The sequence below is a fragment of the Mesorhizobium escarrei genome (genome assembly GCF_935825525.1).
In the GTDB taxonomy this organism is placed as follows: Bacteria; Pseudomonadota; Alphaproteobacteria; order Rhizobiales; family Rhizobiaceae; genus Mesorhizobium; species Mesorhizobium escarrei.
In genome coordinates this window covers 30,488-48,253 of the sequence record NZ_CAKXZT010000135.1, presented here as the reverse complement: position 1 = coordinate 48,253, position 17,766 = coordinate 30,488, and the positions used below count along the sequence as shown (strand labels likewise).

17 protein-coding genes are annotated in these 17,766 nt (G+C 63.2%); 13 read left to right on the top strand and 4 right to left on the bottom strand.

The annotated features are described in order from the left end of the window. The first annotated feature begins 4 nt into the window (after positions 1-4). The 6 genes from ehuD (at position 5) to doeB (ending at position 5,927) form a co-directional block, all read left to right on the top strand. Positions 5-664: an ectoine/hydroxyectoine ABC transporter permease subunit EhuD gene (ehuD, locus tag NMG80_RS20135; RefSeq protein WP_027155679.1), complete on the top strand. Its 660-nt coding sequence runs from the start codon at positions 5-7 to the stop codon at positions 662-664. A 55-nt stretch (positions 665-719) separates the two neighbouring features. Further along, positions 720-1,496, top strand: coding sequence for an ectoine utilization protein EutA (eutA, locus tag NMG80_RS20130; RefSeq protein WP_254019713.1), 777 nt, complete (start codon positions 720-722; stop codon positions 1,494-1,496). A 219-nt stretch (positions 1,497-1,715) separates the two neighbouring features. Further along, a complete protein-coding gene (gene eutB, locus NMG80_RS20125) occupies positions 1,716-2,702 on the top strand; it encodes a hydroxyectoine utilization dehydratase EutB (RefSeq protein ID WP_254019784.1) in 987 nt (328 codons plus the stop codon). Further along, a complete protein-coding gene (eutC, locus tag NMG80_RS20120) occupies positions 2,699-3,691 on the top strand; it encodes an ectoine utilization protein EutC (protein WP_254019712.1) in 993 nt (330 codons plus the stop codon). The genes eutB and eutC overlap by 4 nt, the downstream gene beginning before the upstream one ends. Before the next feature lie 38 nt (positions 3,692-3,729). Next, positions 3,730-4,920, top strand: coding sequence for an ectoine hydrolase DoeA (doeA, locus tag NMG80_RS20115; protein WP_254019711.1), 1,191 nt, complete (start codon positions 3,730-3,732; stop codon positions 4,918-4,920). A gap of 5 nt (positions 4,921-4,925) precedes the next feature. Continuing rightward, entirely contained in the window at positions 4,926-5,927 is a 1,002-nt protein-coding gene (doeB, locus tag NMG80_RS20110; protein ID WP_254019710.1) for a N(2)-acetyl-L-2,4-diaminobutanoate deacetylase DoeB, read from the top strand. Positions 5,928-5,959: 32 nt separating this feature from the next. On the opposite strand, the gene NMG80_RS20105 is transcribed toward doeB, so the two are convergent. Beyond that, positions 5,960-6,628, bottom strand: a complete 669-nt coding sequence (locus NMG80_RS20105) for a phytochelatin synthase family protein (RefSeq protein WP_254019709.1) — start codon at positions 6,626-6,628, stop codon at positions 5,960-5,962. Positions 6,629-7,433: 805 nt separating this feature from the next. Here NMG80_RS20105 and NMG80_RS20100 point away from each other — a divergent pair. From NMG80_RS20100 to NMG80_RS20090, 3 genes are read left to right on the top strand one after another with little or no spacing between them, the layout of a single operon-like run. Continuing rightward, positions 7,434-8,501 (top strand): type III polyketide synthase, encoded by a 1,068-nt coding sequence (locus tag NMG80_RS20100; RefSeq protein WP_254019708.1) that lies wholly within the window; start codon positions 7,434-7,436, stop codon positions 8,499-8,501. Then, positions 8,498-9,211: a methyltransferase domain-containing protein gene (locus NMG80_RS20095; RefSeq protein ID WP_254019707.1), complete on the top strand. Its 714-nt coding sequence runs from the start codon at positions 8,498-8,500 to the stop codon at positions 9,209-9,211. Before NMG80_RS20100 ends, NMG80_RS20095 begins: the two co-directional genes overlap by 4 nt. Beyond that, positions 9,208-10,518 carry an NAD(P)/FAD-dependent oxidoreductase gene (locus NMG80_RS20090; RefSeq protein WP_254019706.1) on the top strand — a complete coding sequence of 437 codons (1,311 nt, stop codon included), beginning with the start codon at positions 9,208-9,210 and terminating at the stop codon, positions 10,516-10,518. The genes NMG80_RS20095 and NMG80_RS20090 overlap by 4 nt, the downstream gene beginning before the upstream one ends. A gap of 56 nt (positions 10,519-10,574) precedes the next feature. On the opposite strand, the gene NMG80_RS20085 is transcribed toward NMG80_RS20090, so the two are convergent. Together NMG80_RS20085 and NMG80_RS20080 are read right to left on the bottom strand one after the other, a co-directional pair. Further along, entirely contained in the window at positions 10,575-10,874 is a 300-nt protein-coding gene (locus tag NMG80_RS20085; protein WP_254019705.1) for a hypothetical protein, read from the bottom strand. A gap of 491 nt (positions 10,875-11,365) precedes the next feature. Next, positions 11,366-11,647 carry a hypothetical protein gene (locus tag NMG80_RS20080; protein WP_254019704.1) on the bottom strand — a complete coding sequence of 94 codons (282 nt, stop codon included), beginning with the start codon at positions 11,645-11,647 and terminating at the stop codon, positions 11,366-11,368. Between the two features lie 526 nt (positions 11,648-12,173). On the opposite strand from NMG80_RS20080, the gene NMG80_RS20075 reads away from it, so the two are divergent. The 3 genes from NMG80_RS20075 to NMG80_RS20065 all read left to right on the top strand — a co-directional run bounded on the left by NMG80_RS20075 (position 12,174) and on the right by NMG80_RS20065 (position 15,856). After that, positions 12,174-13,685: a tlde1 domain-containing protein gene (locus NMG80_RS20075; RefSeq protein WP_254019703.1), complete on the top strand. Its 1,512-nt coding sequence runs from the start codon at positions 12,174-12,176 to the stop codon at positions 13,683-13,685. Between the two features lie 249 nt (positions 13,686-13,934). Continuing rightward, complete coding sequence (locus tag NMG80_RS20070; RefSeq protein WP_254019702.1) at positions 13,935-14,720, top strand: ThuA domain-containing protein; 786 nt, start codon at positions 13,935-13,937, stop codon at positions 14,718-14,720. 77 nt (positions 14,721-14,797) lie between these two features. Further along, positions 14,798-15,856: a Gfo/Idh/MocA family protein gene (locus NMG80_RS20065; RefSeq protein WP_254019701.1), complete on the top strand. Its 1,059-nt coding sequence runs from the start codon at positions 14,798-14,800 to the stop codon at positions 15,854-15,856. A 38-nt stretch (positions 15,857-15,894) separates the two neighbouring features. Here NMG80_RS20065 and NMG80_RS20060 read toward each other — a convergent pair whose 3' ends face one another. Then, a complete protein-coding gene (locus NMG80_RS20060) occupies positions 15,895-16,818 on the bottom strand; it encodes a LysR family transcriptional regulator (RefSeq protein WP_254019700.1) in 924 nt (307 codons plus the stop codon). Positions 16,819-16,911: 93 nt separating this feature from the next. Between NMG80_RS20060 and NMG80_RS20055 the strand changes: the two genes are divergently transcribed. Then, positions 16,912-17,742 (top strand): NAD(P)H-dependent oxidoreductase, encoded by an 831-nt coding sequence (locus NMG80_RS20055; protein WP_254019699.1) that lies wholly within the window; start codon positions 16,912-16,914, stop codon positions 17,740-17,742. The last annotated feature ends 24 nt before the right edge of the window (positions 17,743-17,766 follow it).

Here is a 17,766-nt window from a genome sequence, read left to right as displayed (position 1 = left end):
CATAATGGAGTGGGATTGGAATTTCGTCTGGGAGATCATGCCGACCCTGATCGAGGGCGTGAAGATCACCATCCTGGCGACGCTGCTCGGTTCGGTTCTGGCAGCGATGGTCGGCCTGGCTATCGCGCTGGCGCGGCGCTCGCCGAACAAGGGCTTGTCGCGCAGCGTAGGCTTCCTCGCCGAGTTCATTCGCGGCACGCCGCTCTTGGTGCAGCTCTATTTCATCTTCTATGTGCTGCCGGATATCGGCATCCTGCTGCCGCCACTGGTGGCGGGCGTCATCGGCCTCGGGCTGCACTACGGCACCTACACGGCCGAGGTCTATCGCGCCGGCATCGACAATGTGCCGCGCGGCCAATGGGAAGCCGCCAAGGCCTGCAATCTCAACGCCAGGCAGACCTGGACCCACATCATCATGCCGCAGGCGATTCCGCCGATGATCCCGGCGCTTGCCAACTACTTCATCGCGATGTTCAAGGAGACGCCGCTGCTGTCGGCGATCACCGTGCTGGAACTGATGAACCAGGCCAAGAGCGTCGCCAACACCTATTACCGCTATGTCGAGCCGATGACCCTGGTCGGCGCCTTCTTCCTCGTCATCAGCCTTTTCTCGGTCGTGCTGCTGCGCTGGCTGGAACGCCGCTACGGGCGGATTGAGAAATGACAGTGGTTCCTGCGATGCTTTCGCTTTATGGCAAACCGTTGGCAAGGAGCGCGTGGTGACCGCTCCAGTCGACATCCGCTTGCACTCGACACGGCCGGCGCTCGACGCGCGTCCGCTGGAAAAGCGCGTCGGCCTGATCATCCTTGCCACCGACCATACGACCGAACCGGATTTTCGCCGCATGGTGGCGAGCGACCGCATCGGCGTCTATGTCGCGCGCATCCCCTACGCCAATCCGACGACGCCGGAGAATTTGCGCAAGATGCAGCCGTCGCTGACGGCGGGCGCGGCGCTCATCCTGCCCGACGAGCCGCTCGATGCGATCTGCTATTCCTGCACCTCGGCCTCGGTGGTCATCGGCGATGCCGAGATCGAGGCGGCGGTGCAGGCGGCCAAGCCCGGCGTACCGGTGGTTACGCCGCCGATGGCAGGGGTGCGCGGCTTGAAGGCGCTGGGCGCCAGGACGATCAGTATTCTTACTCCCTACACGGTCGAGACCAGCCGACCGATGGCCGGCTATTTCGCGGCGCACGGTTTCAAGATCGCCAGCTTCAGCTGTCTCGGCTTCGACGACGACCGCGAGATGGCGCGGATTGCGCCGGCCACGCTGGTCGATCTGGCGCGCGAGGCGACCGATGCGCAAGCGGACGCACTGTTCGTCTCCTGCACGGCGCTGCGGGCAGCACTTGCCGTCGTGGGCATGAAAGAGGCGATCGGCCGTCCGGTGGTGACCAGCAATCAGGCAACGGCCTGGAACTGCCTGCGGCTCTGCGGCGACGACGAGCCGCGCGCCGAATTCGGCCGTCTGATGACGCTGCCGTTGGGACAATGAGGCGATGTCCGGCATGAGCGAGCACCCCCCTCTGGCCTGCCCTCTTTGCCACCACTTGGCATCTCCCCCTCAAGGGGGGAGATTAGCTGCTGCCACGCTTTCGCCGTTTGTCGACGTTGCAGGAAGAGCGGCGGTGCATGAACTGCCGATCTCCCCCCTTGAGGGGGAGATGGCCGGCAGGCCAGAGGGGGGTGCTTGGCAACGGGCCGTTCCATTATGATGCCCTCTGTAACCCTTCGGGATATCCAGTCAGCCCGCGAGCGCATCGCCGGCAAGGTCGAGCGCACGCCGACCGTGCCTTCCCCGAGTCTTTCCCCGCACTTGGGCGCGCCTGTTTATCTCAAGCTCGAACATCGGCAGATCACCGGCAGCTTCAAGCTGCGTGGTGCCTCGAACGCCATCGCATCCCTGAACGCCGAGGAGAAGGCGCGCGGCGTGGTCGCCGCCTCGACCGGCAATCATGGCCGGGCGCTGGCTCATGCGGCGAAGCTCGAAGGCATGCGCGCGACGATCTGCATGTCGCGACTGGTGCCGCAGAACAAGCTCGACGAAATCCGCTGGCTCGGTGCCGAGATCCGCATCGTCGGCAACAGCCAGGACGATGCGCAGCAAGAAGTCGACCGGCTGGTCGCGGAAGACGGTCTGGTCATGCTGCCGCCCTTCGACCATCCCGATATCATCGCCGGGCAAGGTACGCTTGGGCTAGAAATCATCGAGCAGATTGCGGGCGCCGCCCTGGTGCTGGTGCCGCTGTCCGGCGGCGGGCTGGCGGCGGGTGTCGCCGCTGCTGTGAAGGGCGTCAGCCCCGGCACGAAGGTCATCGGCGTTTCGATGGCGCGGGGTGCGGCGATGAAGGCAAGCCTCGACGCCGGACATCCGGTCTTGGTCGAGGAACTGCCAACGCTGGCGGATTCGCTCGGAGGCGGCGTCGGCCTCGACAACCGGCTGACCTTCTCGATGTGCCGCGACCTGCTCAACGACGTAATCCTGCTCAGCGAGGACGAGATCGCCGCCGGCATCCGCCATGCCTATGAACAGGAGCGCGAGATCGTCGAAGGCGCCGGCGCGGTTTGCATCGCCGCCGTGCTTGCCGGCAAGGTCAGGGCGAGCGGCCCCACAGTGCTCATTCTGTCGGGCCGCAACATCGACATGACGCTGCACAGGAAAGTCGTTTGTGGCGAATCATTTGAGGAGAGCGCCGCATGAGCCGCATGACGATACTCACCGAAGCCGAACTGCGCGCGATCGTGAAGCTCGATCTCGCTGCCGTCGCCTGCGTCGAAAATGCGTTCCGAGCGCTTGCCACCGTGCCGGTGGCGATGCCGCCGATCCTGCGGCTCGACATTCCCGAACATCGCGGCGAGGTCGACGTCAAGACCGCCTACGTGCCTGGGATCGACGGTTTTGCGATCAAGATCAGTCCCGGCTTCTTCGACAATCCGAAGCTCGGCCTGCCCAGCGTCAATGGCATGATGGTGCTGCTGTCGTCAAAAACCGGACTGGTCGAGGCGCTGCTGCTCGACAATGGCTATTTGACCGACATCCGCACGGCGGCGGCCGGAGCGGTCGCGGCGAAACATCTTTCGCGAGCCGACACTTCGATCGCTGCGATCTTCGGCGCCGGCGTCCAGGCCGGACTGCAGCTCGAGGCGCTTATGCTGGTGCGGCCGATCGCCGAGGGCCGGATCTGGGCCAGGGACGCCGCCAAGGCCGAAGCCGCGGCAGCCACATTGCGCGAGCGGCTGGGCATTGTCGTGCATGCTGAGCCCGACGCGGCAAAGGCGGCGGCCGGCGCCGACATCATCGTCACCACGACCCCCTCGACCGAGCCGCTGATCAAGGCCGGCTTCGTCTCCGCCGGCCAGCACATCACCGCGATGGGCTCGGACGCCGAGCACAAGAACGAGATCGCGCCGGCGATCCTGCGCATGGCCGATCTCTACGTCGCCGACAGCGCGAAGCAGACGCGGGTGCTGGGCGAATTGCATCATGCCATCGCGACGGGGGTGATGGCGGCCGATGCCGAGATTACCGAGCTCGGCCAGATCATCGCCGGCGATAGACATGGCCGCCGTTCGGACAGCGACATCACCATCGCCGACCTCACCGGCACCGGCGTGCAGGACACGGCGATCGCCACGCTCGCCCGCGACCGTGCGCGGGCGGGGAATGCCGGGACGATTTTCGAAAGCTGATACCGGCCGCAAGGCCCAACAAACGAGGACCAAGAACAATGCAGCCCAATTTGAAATTCTCGCGCGGCGAATATGCGGATCGCCTCGCCAAGACACGCAAGGCCATGGAGGCCAAGGGCGTCGAACTGCTTGTTGTCAGCGACCCGTCCAATATGGCCTGGCTGACCGGCTATGATGGCTGGTCATTCTATGTGCACCAGGCCGTCATCGTGCCGCCGTCGGGCGAACCGGTGTGGTACGGGCGCGGCCAGGACGCCAACGGCGCCAAGCGCACCGCCTATCTCGCGCACGACAACATCGTTGGCTATGCCGACCATTATGTGCAGTCGACCGAACGCCACCCGATGGATTTTCTCTCGCAGGTGTTGGCCGATCGCGGCTGGGGCAAGCTCAGCATCGGCGTCGAGATGGACAATTATTGGTTCTCGGCCGCCGCCTTCGCATCGCTGCAGAAACACCTGCCCAATGCCCGCTTCGTCGACGCCACAGCACTCGTCAACTGGCAGCGCGCGGTGAAGAGCCCGACCGAAATCGACTATATGCGCAAGGCTGCCCGCATCGTCGAAGCGATGCACCGGCGCATCGTCGACAAGATCGAAGTCGGCATGCGCAAATGCGATCTGGTCGCCGAGATCTATGATGCCGGCACGCGCGGCGTCGACGGGCCAGAGGGAAAGATTGGCGGCGACTACCCGGCGATCGTGCCGCTGCTGCCGTCGGGCGCCGATGCGTCGGCGCCGCATCTGACCTGGGACGACCGGCCGATGAAATCGGGCGAGGGCACCTTCTTCGAGATTGCCGGCTGCTACAACCGCTACCATTGTCCGCTTTCGCGGACTGTGTTCCTTGGTAAACCGACGCAGGAATTCCTCGATGCCGAAAAGGCGACGCTGGAAGGCATGGAGGCGGGGTTGGCCGCGGCGAAGCCCGGCAACAGCTGCGAAGACATCGCCAACGCCTTCTTCGCGGTGCTGAAGAAATACGGCATCGTCAAGGACAACCGCACCGGTTATCCGATCGGGCTTTCCTATCCGCCGGACTGGGGCGAGCGCACTATGAGCCTGCGCCCCGGCGACCGCACCGAGCTGAAGCCCGGCATGACCTTCCATTTCATGACCGGCCTGTGGCTGGAGACGATGGGGCTCGAGATCACCGAATCCATCCTGATCACCGAGACAGGGGTCGAGTGCCTGGCCAATGTGCCGCGCAAGCTGGTAGTGAAGGATTGAGCCCGATGTCCCACCTTCGCCCATCACCGATCACGTCGACCGTCGATTTCGAACGCGACGGCGTGCAGCACGGGTTCCTGCGCCTGCCGTACAGCCGTGACGATTCGGCCTGGGGATCGGTGATGATCCCGATCTGCGTGATCCGCAACGGCAGCGGGCCGAGCGCATTGCTCACCGGCGGCAATCATGGCGACGAATATGAGGGGCCGCTGGCGCTCTACGATCTCGCCCGCACGCTTGATCCCAAGCAAGTCAGCGGCACGGTCATCATCGTGCCGGCAATGAACTATCCGGCGTTCCGCGCCGGCACCCGCACCTCGCCGATCGACAAGGGCAATCTGAACCGCAGCTTTCCCGGCCGGTCCGACGGCACGGTGACCGAGAAGATCGCCGATTACTTCCAGCGTGAACTTTTGCCGCGCACCGACATCGCGCTCGACTTCCACTCCGGCGGCAAGACGCTCGACTTCGTGCCGTTCTGCGCCGCCCATACCCGCCCCGACAAGGAGCTGGAGGCGAAGGGTTTCGCCGCGGTCGAAGCGTTCTCGGCGCCGTGGTCGATGAAGATGCTGGAGATCGATGCGGTCGGCATGTTCGACACTGCCGCCGAAGAGATGGGCAAGCTGTTCATCACCACTGAACTTGGCGGTGGTGGGACTTCGCGCGCGGAAACGGTGCGGATCGCGCGTCGCGGCGTGCTGAATGTGCTGCGCCATGCCGGCATCGTCGCCGGTGCGGTCGAGATGCAGCCGACCCGCTGGCTGGACATGCCGTCGGGCGATTGCTTTTCGTTTGCCGAGGACGACGGGATGATCGAAACGATGATCGATCTCGGCGAGCCTGTCGAAGAGGGCCAGGTCCTGGCGCGCATCCACTCCATTGGCCGCACGGGTGCCGCACCTCAGGAGATCAGGGCAAGGATGTCGGGTCTATTGGCTGCCCGACATTTCCCCGGACTGGTCAAGGCGGGCGACTGCACCGCCGTGGTCGCCGTGCTGGTCGATTGAAGACAAGGCGATCGAAACTGCTTGCGACAATGCTACTCGATCAGCAGCAGGCCGCGTTTCTTGTCGCCATCGCTATCGATTGTGTCCATGGCTGAGAACAGGCGCTCACGCTCGACCAGCCAAGGCTTGTAGTCCTCGTTTACATCGAGGACGAAAACCATGTCCTCGGCCTCCAGATATCCTCCCACCGGGGAAAAATGGCCAGCGCCGGCGCCGAAAATCTTCTCACGGGTAAAGTTGACGATGTAACGGCGGCCGGGATCGTTGGCGCGCTTCATGTGCTCGCGAAATGCATCGGCGCTCAGATTTCGAAGCACGGAGACTTTCCGCTTGGTGTTCGTTCGAGCGACCTCGGCAAGCTCGTCCAGTGTGAGGCCAATGATGCAAAAGCCTGTCCAGCACATTCCCGTTCCCGCGAGGACCTCGGCTTCGGTTGTCTCCCCCTCGCCGATGGAGCGGAATGTGTTTGCGACACTTGCCGGGCCGCACCTTGATCCGTTTGATTGCCATGTGACGTCGGCATTGAACGTGGCAGCCACGGGCAGCTTCCAGGCGCTGTCGATCAATTCAGGGGTGCGGGTAACCGACGACTGGATCGCGTCTTGCGAAACTCTGGACTGGCCGGCAATCAAAAGTGCGCCGCCGCCCAGCAGGCCGACGACGGCGATGACAATCACACCGAAAGCGAGACTGCGCTTCATTGCTGAACCTCGGAGGCAGCAACAGGACAATGATGAAAAGGCACCGCTACGTCAATCGGCGCCGCACAGGAGACGCGGCGTCCAATGAGAGCGCTGGGTCTTGGAGGGGTATGGGTCGGGCAGGGAACTTCGCCCGGTGAAGGAGCGGGGTCGTTAGCGCGGATAGCTGCTAGGCCTGCGGACCCCATGTGGGTTCCAGAGCCGACCCACGTAACTGCCTACTCACGCGTCGGATTTTCGCTAAAGGCGAATCCTAACGAAGGCCAAGGAAGCTGAGTATCGCTATTACGATAACGACGGCCCCGACCAGCCAGATGATATTGTTCATGACAGCTCTCCTTGTCTTTACCGCGAGCCTTATGGCAGCTGGCCATTGTTCCCAAAGTTGGGCTTCAAGCCGGCAATTGTTCTTAGGATCGGGAAAGCCCGCGCCTCTGGAGGAGCGCGGGCCGGGCCCCGATCCAGCAGCCAATATCCGGGAGATATTCGCTGTCATCCTACAACTGTGAGTATGCGCTAATGTTCCATCGATCAGCAAAAAGACCGTGCCCGGTGAGGGCGGGACGCAATGGCGCCTCGGCCCGAAAGCGGGCTTTTGGTGGACGCCTCGGTAATGGAGCCTATGTTCCTAGTGCCAGCGAACCGCAGCATCGCCCGGCAACAGCACAGGTGGGATGAAATCAGTTCTCAGAAACGTTCATCGAACAACACTCAATGCCTGCTGTCCAACACCTGGTGCCGATGACCAAACAATCTCCGGCGCTGGTCCTAAAAAATACCGTGCGCGACGCCGAGGAGACCGAATATGCCGGCCAAAGCGTATATTAACCGGATCGCGACAGCGGTGCCGGAGCACGAAGTTCATCAATTCTATCTGCGTTTCGCGGCCTCCATGCTTGCGGCCGATCGCCGAAGAATTTTCAAACGAATGGTTGACGTCGCCGGCATCGAGCACCGCTATTCCTGCTTTGCACCTGCCGGCGACCCCGAAGGACCATCAGCAGATCTGGCCGGGAAGTTCATCCGGGGCGCCTTTCCTGGAACCGCCGAGAGAATGGCAATGTTCTGTCATGCCGCACCTGTTCTCGCGCAAAAAGGCGTCGACGGATTGAAGCTTGGTGGCGGCGCTTCCCGCATCACCCATCTCATCGTTACCACCTGCACCGGTTTTTCAGCGCCAGGCATCGACCTGGAGCTGGTTGCGCGATGCGGCCTGCCGGACAGGGTCGAACGCACGATGATCGGTTTCATGGGCTGCTACGCGGCGATCAACGGCCTCAAGCTTGCCCGCCACATCGTCCGCTCCGACCCGCAGGCCAGGGTCCTGCTGGTCAATATCGAACTCTGCACGATGCATCTGCGGGAAACCAGCGAACTGGAAAAGCTGCTATCGTTCTGCCTCTGGGGCGATGGCTGTGCGGCTGCGCTCGTCACCGCCGAGCCGCACGGCATCGAGCTCGAAAGCTTCTACGGCATCGTGGCGGATGAGCGGCGGGATCTGATGAGCTGGAGCATTAGTGACCACGGCTTCGAAATGGTTCTTTCCGGCCAGGTCCCGGCAGCAATCCATGAAGCGCTGCGGAGCAATCACGACGCCATCCTCGGCGATCGGCCGACCGAGGCGATCGACCTCTGGGCCGTGCACCCGGGGGGACGTTCGGTGCTCGACGCCGTCGAACGGGCCCTGAATCTCGCGCCCACCGCGCTGGAGCCATCGCGCGAGGTGTTGCGCCGATATGGAAACATGTCGTCGGCGACCGTCATGTTCGTGATGAAAGAGATGTTGAAGGCGCCACCAGGCATGCTTGGCTGCGGCATGTCGTTCGGACCCGGGCTGGCGGCCGAAACCATGCTTTTCCGAACGGTGTCATGAGCAGCCTGGAGCACCGCCAGCTTGCGCCGGAAATCCTCGACGGACTTGCGGCCGACGATCCGCGGGCGCTTGCGGCGCGGCGCGACCTCCGTCGCATCAACGCGCTGATGTTTCAGGCCAGGATCATGGCGTCGCTGCTCCAGAAATTTGTGCCAGGGCCGCCGCGCCGGATTTTGGAGATCGGCGCCGGTGATGGCTCCTTCATGCTGGCGTTGGCGCGGCGCATGGCCGGGCATTGGCCTGGGGTCGAACTGGTAATGCTCGACCGCGTCGACCTCATCACCGCGCAATTGGTCAGTGATTTTGACAGGCTGGGATGGACGGTCGAAGGCGTCACCGCCGATGTCTTCGACTGGGCGAGAAAGAATGAGGGCACGCGGTTCGACGCGATCACCGTCAATCTGTTTCTGCATCATTTCGACGATGCCGAGCTCGTGCGTCTGTTTTCGCTGATGGCGCCGAAGGCCCCGCTGCTGCTGGCGACAGAGCCGTTGCGAACCAAACTGGCGCTGGCCGCGACCCGTCTTCTCCCGGCAATCGGCGCCAGTGACGTCACACTCAACGACGCGGCTCAAAGCGTGCGTGCCGGCTTTCGCGGCAGCGAGCTTTCCGGTCTCTGGCTTGCGGCAGACGGCAAACCGGTCGAGGAACGACGCGCCGGCCTTTTTTCCCACATTTTCGTCGGCGCCAGCGCCGGTCATGACCTATGACGCGATTGTCGACCCATGACGCGATCGTCGTGGGCGCCGGCCCGGCGGGCACGTCCGTCGCGCTGACGCTGGCTCGGCGCGGATGGGCCGTGGCTATTGTGGAAAAGAGCGCGTTTCCGCGCCGCAAGGTCTGCGGCGAATACATATCGGCAAGCAATCGTGCGCTTCTGGACCAGTTGGAGATCGGCGAAGCGTGGCGTGCCAATGCCGGCCCCGAAATCCGCCGTGTCGGCTTCTTTTCCGGCGAGACCTGCGTCGAGGCGCCGATGCCTCCTGCGAAAGATGGGCCTCCCGCAAAGGACGGGCTTCTCGCAAAAGATGGGCCTCTCGCAAACGACGGGCCTCTCGTAAACGACGGGCGCTCCACAAACGATGAACTTGGTGCAAAAGATGGCTTCGGCCGGGCGCTCGGCCGGGATATTTTCGACTCTTTGCTTTTGCAGGCGGCGCGATCGGCGGGCGTCGAAATCTTTCAGCCTTGCCGCGCCGTCGCCATCGACCCAGATGGCGAGGCGCAATTGGTGCGAATTCAAGCCGGAAACGAAGTGACGATGTTGCGCGCGCCGGTGATTGTCGCCGCACACGGCTCCTGGGAGCCAGGACCGCTGCCCAGCCAACTCGGAAAGACCAACCGCCCTTCGGACCTGTTCGGCTTCAAGGCGCATTTCACCGGGTCGTCGCTGGCGCCTGATTTGATGCCGCTGCTGGTGTTTCCTGGCGGTTATGGCGGCATGGTTTCGGCGGATCATGGCCGGCTGTCGATCTCGTGCTGCATTCGGCGCGATATGCTGGCACGGTTGCGCAAACAAGCTGGCCCCAGACACCAGAGCCATTTGTCGGCTGCCGAGGCGGTCTCCCGTCATCTGATGGAATCATGTCGGGGAGTGAGGGATGCGCTGGAGTCAGTTGACGCCGACGGGCCGTGGCTTGCCGCAGGTCCGATCCGGCCGGGAATTCGCTCCTGCTACGAACGCGACATTTTTCGCGTCGGCAATGCAGCCGGCGAATCTCATCCTGTCATCGCCGAGGGCATCTCGATGGCGCTTCAGTCCGGCTGGCTGCTGGCTTGCGAACTCTCTTGCGCGTCGGGCGGCCGCGCAGGGCGCAAGACGGCCGGCAGACGCTACGAGGCGGCCTGGAAAAGTCTCTTTTCAACTCGGGTCTACGCCGCTGCAGTGATTGCCAGAATCGCCCTTTCCCCAGGTAACGCCACCTTGATGGCGGCAATTATCCGGAATTTTCCGCAGGCACTGACATTGGGCGCGCAATTAAGCGGCAAGACAAAGCCGGTTCCCGGCTTTGTCTAACAAGTGGTGGGGCGCATCATGCCTAAACGAAGGCACTACAACAAACGCTAGCTCCGTCACTTCGGGCAATTCTCCATGTCCGAAGTTGCAGTGCCACTGGCGGAGTTTGTATTCGCATCGGCGCCTGCGGTTTCCTTGCACCGATCACCCATGCCGTCGCCGCCGTCGGTTGTTGAACCGGTTACGTTCGGATCGGCAGGAGTCGCATTATCGGTGCCGGGAGCCATGGTGCCAGTGCCTGTCCCGGTGCCCGCTCCCGGATCGTTGGTGCCGGATCCAGTACCGCTTGATTGCGCCATCGCCGAAGTGGCAAGGGCCATGCTGAGTACGGTTGCAGAAAGAATTTTCTTCATCATGGTGGCTCTCCATTGGAGTTGCATCGCTGGGTGCGATGATAATTATCCAACGAGCCTTTTTTGGAGTTGTTCCGTCAGACAGAAATCGTGATCGACGGGTCGGGCCGATGGCAATCCAAGCAGCAATGCCGGCGAAACAGCGAACGAGCGCCATCTTTTTCGGTTTCGATGGAACAACATCCGCCGCCTACGGTTGGAAGCGCAGTCGTTCTACTCCAGCGACTACCTAAGCCGTTCGCACGGCATTCGGACAAAAGGCCGCGCTTCCTCCCTCGGGGCCTTTTCTGTCGCTGGCCCACGACGCCTTTGTCATCCTAGGTGGAGCAAAGAGCGAAGCGGCGCGGCGCAGACCCTGGGATCCATTCCGTAACGTCAGCCGAAGAATGCAGCCGCTCAGCATAAATGCTGATCTGTAGTGATCCTTCGCGCCTCCCTCTGCCCTCAAAGCTTCTGCGCCGTCGTGACGCTCTGTCGCTGCAGATCGGCCCCGTTCACGGCTCGTCGATATCTTGCTTCGAGGGGTTGCGCGAGAGGGCGCGTTCCTCTTCGTCGTCCGGCAGCGCCTCGTCGCTCTCCTGGTACGGATTGTCGTCGTCTTCCTCGGGCAGTTCAGCCTCCTTCTCGAGGTCGTAGCGGATGTCGGCGTTTCCCGGCACGCTGTCCGGTAGAATTTTGCCGCCTTTGATCGCGTCCCAATCCTGCTGTTCGATGGTCGGGCCTTCGGACGAAACGTCTAGTTTTCTGCGCGGTGCTATCAGAGCTCTCCTATGCACTGGTTGCTCATATGCCTAACTCCGCGACCGCTGCGGAGTTCCTCGATCGAACCGGCGAGATCGTCCTTCGTCGACCCTCATCTCCGGTCGGCCTGCCGGCGGGGCTTTCTGGCCCGCGCCTCCGACGGAGGACGCGGGCCTCGTTTCGGGGTCATGCGCTGGCAGGTATCAGCCTTTAGCTGACCCCGCCCAGGCAAGGTCTAATCCTATCGCTTTGTTGACTTGGCCTGCAAAAACGGGCAGCAAAGCCTGGCATGGAGGGCATTTCCGCTATTTTCATAGTTTTGGAGGGAGCCTTTTTTGACATAGACGTTCGCCTAATCGGCGATCGGTAGAGGGATTGGTTAACCAAGTTTGTCCATCTTTTGAATCAACCGGCAACAGACGTGAAGCGTGCAGGGGGCACGGGCGACTGTGATTGTGACGGCTGCGAGCCCCGCATGCCGCAAGGCCGATTGAGGTTTGTTGCATGGCGTTTGTGCGTTTGAAAAACCGGGGTGACAATCCTGATAGTGGATTGACTTCGATGAGGCCCGGCCTGCGCTGGGTCAAGATTCCCGTTGTTGGCGCTGCGATCGCGCTGTGGTCGGTGGCGACCGTGGCCGGCCTCCATTCGGTGGGAACTTCGCTTACCGCCGCCTCCAACAGTCTTCCACAAAACCTGCTCGCGCCGCGCTCCATGGCGCTCGCCGATCCCCGACACACACTTGCCAATTCACAGGCCAATTCACTTCCCAATTCACGGGCCAATTCACCGGCGCCGCCGGCGGCCGGCCGGCAGCGTCAGGCGTCACTGCTCAGCCGATGTGATGCCGGCTGCGCCCACGCCGCCGCGAGCTTCGTGCATGAAGGCAAGCTGGCGCGTCTCAAGCCGTCAGTTAAGTCTAAAACCGTGCCGGTTGTCGCAGAAATCTCGCCGCAAGCGCGCTTCGACAGCGTGGTGGCGAAAGCGGCGCTATCGCCGCAAAAGCTTGCTGCTGCCCTTGCCCGCGCCTCCGGCGGGGCCGCGCCGTTTGCGCTCGTCATCGTGCCGACGGGCCAGCGCTTTGCGGAGCCGGCGCGCCTGCCCGATCAGAACGGCCCAGCCCCGGTGCGCTTCGGGCCGGAGATCGCTGAGATCGAACGATCCTCCCGTCTGGCGCTGGCGCTGGCCAATGCATTGCCGGAAGGGATGATCGACGTGCTGCCGCAGGCGACGACGGCCGATCCTGCTGCCCCGCAACAGGGCGAGGTGCAGATGGCGTCGCTGCCGCCGCAGGACGAGATGCACGACAGCGTTCCCTTGCCGACATGGCGTCCGCAGGCGGAAATCAATCAGTCAGACGAGGCGCCCGAGGTCAAGGCACCCAACGCCAAAGCGCCCAAGGTCCAGGCATCGAAGGCCGCCAAGGCCGGGTCTCAGCCATCCAAAGCCAGCAAGGTGCAGACCGCCGACGCTCCGCAGGTCGATACGCCCCGGGCGCCAGCCTTGTCACCGAGGAGTTCATCACCGGCGGCGATACCAAGCATGCAAGCCAACCAGGGCATGCAGGGCAGCCCGGGCATGCAGGGCAGCCCGGGCAAGCCGGCCAAGCGGTCGAAGGTCCAGGACATGCTGGCCTATGCCAAACCCGACAGCCCGGCGGGCGGCGGCGGGGCCTTCCGCAACCTGTTCACCAGGCCCGGCAGCGGCGTCGCCGTCTACGACATCTCAGCGAAAACCGTCTACATGCCGGACGGCTCGCGGCTCGAGGCGCACTCGGGACTGGGTTCGATGGTCGACCAGCCGCGCTACGCCAACCGGAGGAATGGCGGCCCGACGCCGCCGCACACTTATGATTTGAGCCTGCGCGAATCGCGCTTCCATGGGGTCGAGGCGCTGCGTCTCAATCCCGTCGATGGCAAAAATAAATATGGCCGCGACGGCTTTCTTGCGCACACCTATCTGCTGCGCGGCGGCCGCGCGGAGTCGAATGGCTGCGTCGTCTTCAAGGACTACGCCCGCTTCCTCGCCGCCTACAAGAAGGGCAAGATCAAACGCCTCGTCGTGCGCGGCTAGCCAAGTCGCTGATGCAGGTCGCGTCGGAACGGCGCGACGCCTGACCATCTGCAGCGTAGAAATAAGCCGTTCTGTAGCGATCCTTCGCGCCCTCCTCTGTCCGGCAGGACAGAGGGGGGCGCTGTCCCGCCGACATCGCCGGAATTCCACCCAATTGTCAGCAGCCGACCTCGAAACCGTTTTCATTCCCGGCCGAGGATACTATGACTGTTTCAACCGGGCGGCGGTTCAACCAATCAAGAGGATGTCATGACTATACGCGCTGTCGTTTGGGGCGAGAATATCCATGAGCGGACCAATGAGGTGGTGGCGGGGATCTACCCCGAGGGCATGCACGCAACGATCGCCAATGCGCTGAGGCGCGACCCCGAAATCTCCGTATCGTGGGCGACGCTGGAGCAGCCGGAGCATGGCCTGCCGGCCGACCGTTTGGCGCAAACCGATGTGCTCGTGTGGTGGGGACACAAGGATCATGGCGCCGTCGCCGACGAAGTCGTCGAGCGCGTGGCGCGCCGCGTCTGGCAAGGCATGGGGCTGATCGTGCTTCATTCCGCCCATTTCTCGAAGATCTTCAAGCAGCTGATGGGCACGCCCTGCACGCTGAAATGGCGCGAGGCCGGCGAGCGCGAGCGGCTCTGGGTGACGAGCCCTAACCACCCGATTGCTGCCGGGATCGGCGAGTATTTCGAACTCGAGAACGAGGAGATGTATGGCGAGCAGTTCGCCGTGCCGGAACCGCTGGAAACGGTGTTCATCTCCTGGTTCCAGGGCGGCGAAGTGTTCCGGTCGGGGCTGACCTATCGCCGCGGCGCCGGCAACATCTTCTATTTCAGGCCAGGTCACGAAACCTACCCGACCTATCACGACGCGAATGTCCAAAAGGTGCTGCGCAATGCGGTGAAATGGGCGCAAAACCCGCAGGGCTCGCATCCAGCAATCCTCGACGCGCCGAACGTGCCGGTGGAAAAGGCGCTCGAGCCGGTCGTCGAGCGCGGCGGAAAACTCCATGCCGAAGGCGAGGCCGGGTTTCGCTAGACCGCTGTCGCGAACCTTCGGTTCGGGAAATCCACGATAGAACAAGAAGATAAGGCATCATCCTAAGGATAAGAATCATGCGCCTTTTGATACTCGGCACCGGCTGGATGGCGGAAGAGCACGCCAGGCAGTTCAGCAAGATCGAGGGCGTCGAACTGATCGGCGCCGTCGATCTCGACCGCGCGCGTGTCGACAAGTTTTCGGACAGCTACGGAATTCCCAACCGGTTCGCGTCGCTGGAAGACGCGCTCGCATGGGACAAGTTCGACGCGGTGGCGAATGTGACGCCAGACCGCATCCACCATCCGACGACCATGATGCTGATCGCGGCGGGCAAGCCGGTGCTGTGCGAAAAACCGCTGGCCGAAAATTACCAGCGGGCCAGTGAAATGGCCGATGCCGCCGAGCAGGCCGGCATAATCAACATGGTCAACCTGACCTATCGCAACGTCGCCCCGCTGCAGAGGGCGCGCGCCATGGTGCTGGCCGGCGAGATCGGCACGGTCAGGCATGTCGAGGCATCCTATCTGCAGAGCTGGCTGGTTTCCAAATTCTGGGGCGACTGGCGCAGCGATCCGAAATGGCTGTGGCGGCTGTCGCGCGGCCATGGCTCCAACGGCGTGCTGGGCGATGTCGGTATCCATATCCTCGATTTCGCCAGCTATGGCGCGGCGCTCGACATCGAGCACGTATTCTGTCGCCTCAGGTCCTTCGACAAGGCGCCCGGCAACCGGATCGGCGAGTACGAGCTCGACGCCAATGACAGTTTCACCATGGCGCTGGATTTCAGCAACGGCGCCTTCGGCGTCGTCCATGCCAGCCGCTGGGCAACCGGTCATCTCAACGAATTGCGGCTGCGCATCTATGGCGACAAGGGTGGTATCGAGGTCGTGCACAATCTGACCAACTCGGAACTGAAAGCGTGCATGGGCGAGGACATCGAGAACGCAAAATGGCAGGTTCTCGATGCCGGAACGGTGCCGACCAACTACCAGCGCTTCGTCGATGCGGTGCGCAACGGGGTCCAGGCCGAGCCGTCGTTCCGCCACGCGGCCGAATTGCAGAAGGTGCTCGACCTCGCCGTTGTGTCGGACCAGAAGAGGGCGGAACTGAGAGCCCATGCGGATACGCGATGAGGCGTTGCCGGTGCCGCAGTTGACCGAGGGCATGCCGGCTAACGCGGCTTCTCGATCCCCGGAATGCCGCCGATCCGCTCGGCGAGAAAATCGACCAGCAGCCGGACCCTGGCAATGCCCGCGCGCTCCGGGACGATCAGCATGCTGAGCGGAATGGGAGGCGGGGCGTAGCCCGGCAGGATCACTTCCAGCCGGCCGGCGGCGAGGAGATCGTCGACAAGCCAGTGATGGGCAGGGGCGATACCGCGCCCGGCGACGAGGGCTTCGCGTGCGGCAAGCCCATGGTCGACCCGAAATCGACCGCCAAAGGGCACCGCATGGCGTTCGCCGCCCGGCCCCTGCAGGGCGAGCGTGTCGCTTCCCGCGATGTTCGACATCCGGATGCCTTCATGGCCAGGCAGATCCTGTGGGACAGCCGGCCTGCCCCGCGCCGCCAGATAGGCGGGCGCCGCCACCAGCAGACGCCGGGACTGGCCGAGCGCTCGCAGTTTCATCGAGCTGTCGGTGAGCGGACCGAGGCGAAGCGCGATGTCGACGCCCTCCCGCACGAGGTTGATGCGCTCGTCGGCGAGGCTGAGATCGATCCCGATGTCAGGATAGCGGTCCTGAAAGGCGAAGATCAGCCGGCTGACGTGCAAGACCCCGAGCGCTGCCGTGCAGGATATCCGGATCGTGCCGGCCGACGCGCCGCGCGTGCCCCGCGCCTCGTCGCCGGCCTGCTCAACGAGGCGCAGGATCTGGACGCTGTCGGCATAGTAACGGCTGCCTTCATCGGTCATCGTGACACGCCGGGTGGTCCTGCTGAGCAAGGGCACGCCGACGGCGTCTTCGAGTTCGCGCAGATGCCGTGTGACCGTCGACTGCCCGACTCCGAACTCGCGCGCCACCGCCGATAGGCTGCCGCGCTCGGCGACGCGAACGAAGCTGCGCATGCGCTCGAGGGTGACGTCAGATCTATCCATTATTCGGCATAATCATATGCATTGCCTAGGCATAGCGGATCACCCCGGGGCTGGCTACCTTCAGCGTTCATTGTCCTTCTTAGGAGTTGACCCATGAAAGTCCTGCTTGTTTTTGCTCATCCTGAACTGCGTTCGCTCAATGGCGCATTGCGTGACGTCGCCATCAGGGAACTCGAGGCCGAGGGCCACGAGGTGCTGATATCAGACCTCTATGCCGATGGCTGGAAATCCGAGGTGGACCGTGCCGACTTTCCGTCGTGGCCGCCCGAAGTACGCTTCCTGCCGGCTGGGGCATCCAAAAAAGCTTTTGCGACCAACACTCTGACCGGTGACGTTAAAGCGGAAATCGACAAGCTGCTGTGGGCCGACACGCTGATCCTCCAGTTCCCGCTGTGGTGGTACGCTATGCCGGCGATCCTCAAGGGCTGGGTCGACCGGGTGTTCGCTTACGGCTTCGCCTATGGTGTTGGCGAACACAGCGACAAGCGGTGGGGTGATCGCTTTGGCGAGGGAACGCTCGCCGGCAAGCGTGCGATGCTGATCGTGACCGCCGGCGGCTGGGAGGAGCACTATTCCGCCCGCGGCGTCAATGGCCCGATCGACGACCTGCTGTTCCCGATCAATCACGGGATCCTTTACTATCCGGGCTACGACGTGCTGCCGCCATTCGTCGTCTACAGAGTGGATCGTTTCGGCGAGGCCGATTTCGAGCCTGTCGCGGAGCGGCTGCGCGAAAGGATGCGGACGCTCGAGACAACCCGGCCCATTCCGTATCGGCAGCAGAATGGCGGCGACTACCACATCCCGAGCATGCAACTCCGCCCCGAACTGGGCGATCCGGGCGCGACGGGCTTCGCGCTTCACGAGGATCGCGCAACCGCGAAATCGGCGACGCCGCGTTCGACTTTGCGGGACGTGGCCTGACGCAGTATCCCGAAAAGATTGGGC